The 790-nt window shown below is 34.2% G+C and carries 1 pseudogene; it reads right to left on the reverse strand.

The features are described 5' to 3' along the window. Window positions 1–790: pseudogene (locus IM273_RS22260) on the reverse strand (DNA-binding protein); the annotation flags it as partial.

The raw sequence follows: 790 nt of genomic DNA on the forward strand, positions 1-790 counted from the left end.
CTGTGGTCATAAGAAACATTTTGAGAAATAAGCTTACGTCCAGACCAGCGAGCAATACTAAATTCATCCATACCATTTATTTGAGCAAATGTGTTGAGAAGATGCCTCAGTTGATGTGTTCTCAGCAAATATGGGCTACCATCTTCATTTATATAACCATGTCTTTTAAAGATATTAAAATGTCCTTTTATATAATCAGAATCAACAATGTCAGTTTTAAAAAAACTCATTGTAGGTCTGAATAACTTATCTAACATTTTCTTTTTGTTTTGATTTAACTGTCCTTCAGTTAACAAGCAAAGCGCATTAGAATATTCAATTTTCTTCTCTCTATCATACCAAGGGAAATCTTGAGGTATATTCTCTTTAAGGGTTCCCATCGTTGAATTAGAGTGATTTTTCTGAATTTCAGCAGCCAATAACCTCGCTTGACTTGATAATTCTTTTAATCTGGTAATTGCCTTTTTAGCTACAGGTATCATTAGAGTTGGAATCCATTTTATATTACCTTCATACCCTTTTGCTGAAAAAAATCTCAAACCGTATCTTTGAATGCCCTTTCCATCACATTCTGTAATTTCACAATCCGCTGGCAAAGCTAAAATTTCTGATATCCTACTCGGTGCGCACATAAGTAAAGCAAGCACAGATGTAGTAAATATGTCTCTTAAAGATAATTGTTCATCCCTCTTTGAAAAAATCTCAGCAATCGCAATAACTGATTTGATATCAGGCAATCTAGAATGGCCTTCCAGTGTAGAATCATAACCAGTCCAAGACTGAGTAATCC

The sequence above is a fragment of the Enterobacter cloacae complex sp. P13B genome, from assembly GCF_014895915.1.
Lineage (GTDB): Bacteria > Pseudomonadota > Gammaproteobacteria > Enterobacterales > Enterobacteriaceae > Enterobacter > Enterobacter bugandensis.